Source organism: Micromonospora yongxingensis (assembly GCF_052601155.1).
In genome coordinates, this window is record NZ_JBQXEO010000052.1 from 1 (window position 1) to 2,146 (window position 2,146).

Annotated in this window: 2 protein-coding genes and 1 pseudogene; all 3 read left to right on the plus strand. The window is 76.6% G+C overall.

Going from position 1 to position 2,146, the window contains the following annotated elements:
• A pseudogene (locus ACTWLT_RS31455) lies at positions 1-219 on the plus strand (phosphoheptose isomerase); the annotation flags it as partial.
• A gap of 17 nt (positions 220-236) precedes the next feature.
• Positions 237-1,739: a PfkB family carbohydrate kinase gene (locus ACTWLT_RS31460; protein WP_445321481.1), complete on the plus strand. Its 1,503-nt coding sequence runs from the start codon at positions 237-239 to the stop codon at positions 1,737-1,739.
• Positions 1,736-2,146: SDR family NAD(P)-dependent oxidoreductase (locus tag ACTWLT_RS31465; RefSeq protein WP_445321482.1), on the plus strand; the 411-nt coding region annotated here is incomplete at its 3' end. The genes ACTWLT_RS31460 and ACTWLT_RS31465, both read left to right, overlap by 4 nt.

Here is a 2,146-nt window from a genome sequence, read left to right on the forward strand (position 1 = left end):
ATCGCCTCCCCCGACACCCAGGTCGTCCAGGAACTCCACCTCGTCACCAGCCACCTGCTCTGCGAATACCTCGAACAGGAACTGCCCGCCGCGCTGGCCGCGTCCGCCGAGCCGGCGTCCGCCGAGCCCGGAGCGCCCGGTCGGCTCCCGTCCGGGCCCGTGCGTACCGGGGTCGAGGTGGTGCTCGACGGCCCGACTGGACAACAGGTCGACGCGTGAGGATGAGGAGGGACAGCGTGAGGGGACCCGTGGTGGTTGTCGGGGACACCCTGCTCGACCGGGACGTGGAAGGGGTGGTGAACCGCCTCTGTCCGGACTCGCCGGTGCCGGTGCTCGACGAGACCGCAGCCATCGACCGACCCGGTGGTGCCGGCCTCGCGGCGGTCTTCGCGGCCGCGCAGGGGGCCGAGGTCGTGCTGGTGACGGCGCTCGCCGACGACGCCGGTGGCGCGCGGCTGAGCGTGCTGCTCGCCGCCGCCGGCGTGCAGGTGTATCCGCTTGCCCTGTCCGGCGCGACACCGGAGAAGATCCGGCTGCGGGCGCGGGGCCGGGTGCTGCTGCGCCACGACCGCGGCGGCGCGCCGGGCGAACCGGGACAGCCGTCCGACGAGGTGCTGCGGGTGATCGACGCGGCGTCAGCGGTGCTGGTCAGCGACTATGGGCGGGGGGTGGCCCGGCAGCCCGCGCTGCGTGCCGCGCTGGCCGCGACCCGCGCGCCGGTGGTGTGGGACCCGCACCCGCGCGGGCCGGCCGCGGTGCCCGGCGTGCACCTGGCCACCCCGAACGAGTCGGAGGTGCGTGAGCTGGTTCCCGCCCTGCCCGGGGCGTCCCGGCTGGCGACCGCCTCACAGGGCGCGCAGGGTCTGCGGCGGCGCTGGCGGGCCGGCGCGGTCGCGGTGACCCTGGGCGGGGACGGCGCGCTGCTCTGCCACGCCGGGTCGACGCCGCTGGTGGTCCCCACCCCCGGCGCCGCCGAGGGGGACACCTGCGGGGCCGGCGACCGGTTCGCGGCCGCCGCCAGTCTCGCGCTGGCGCAGGGCGCGTTGGTCTCCGAGGCGGTGCAGGCGGCGGTTGCTGAGGCGTCCGCGTACGTGGCCGGTGGGGGAGTGGCCGCGGCCCTGCCGCCGCCGGTACGCCCGGTGCCCGCTGGCGTGGTCGGCCCGGGTGGTGACCGGGTGGGCGTCGCGGCGGTCGCCACACTGCTCGCCGACGTACGCGCCGCCGGCGGCACGGTGGTCGCCACGGGAGGCTGCTTCGACCTGCTGCACGCCGGGCATGTGGCCACCCTGCAGGCCGCCCGACAGCTCGGGGACTGCCTGATCGTCTGCGTCAACTCCGATGCCAGCGTGGCCGGGTTGAAGGGGCCGGATCGGCCGGTGATGTCCGAGGGCGACCGCAGCCGGTTGCTCGCGGCACTGAGCTGCGTGGACGCCGTCATGATCTTCGACGAGCCGACCCCGGACGCGGCGTTGTCCTGGCTGCGCCCGGACATCTGGGTCAAGGGCGGGGACTACGCCACCGGCGGCGGAGACGCCGCGACGCTGCCCGAGGCGGAGGTCCTGCGCCGCTGGGGCGGGCACACGGTGGTGGTGCCGTACCTGGACGGTCGGTCCACCACTGACATGATCGCCCGCTCCGGGCACGCCACCGGCGCCTGCTGTGCCGCCGGTCGACCGCCGGAGCCGGCGCGTCTCTCCGCGCCGACGTCGGCCGCAGCCGGCGGGGAGCGGACCCGATGAGCGCCACGTCGCCCGGTGTCGGGCCGACCGTGCTGGTCACCGGCGGCTCCAGCGGGCTCGGCGCGGCGGTGGTGGCCGCGGTGGCCGCCTCCGGAGGCCGGCCGCTCGTGGTGGATCGGCAGCCGCCGGTGGAGGGAGTGTCCTGGACCGAGTGCGACCTGGCCGACACCCGGGCCGCCGAGGCCGCCACCCGGCATCTCGCCGAGCAGGCCGGCAGGCTGGACGCGGTCGTCACCGCCGCCGGCATGGACGTGCCCGGCCGACTCGCCGACGTACCGGGCGAGACCTGGGACCGCATCATCGCCGTCGACCTGCTGGCCACCGCCGCCGTGATCCGCGCCGCCCTGCCGTTCCTGCAGACGTCCCGAGGTCGCATCGTCACCGTCGCCTCGACCCTGGGTGTCAAG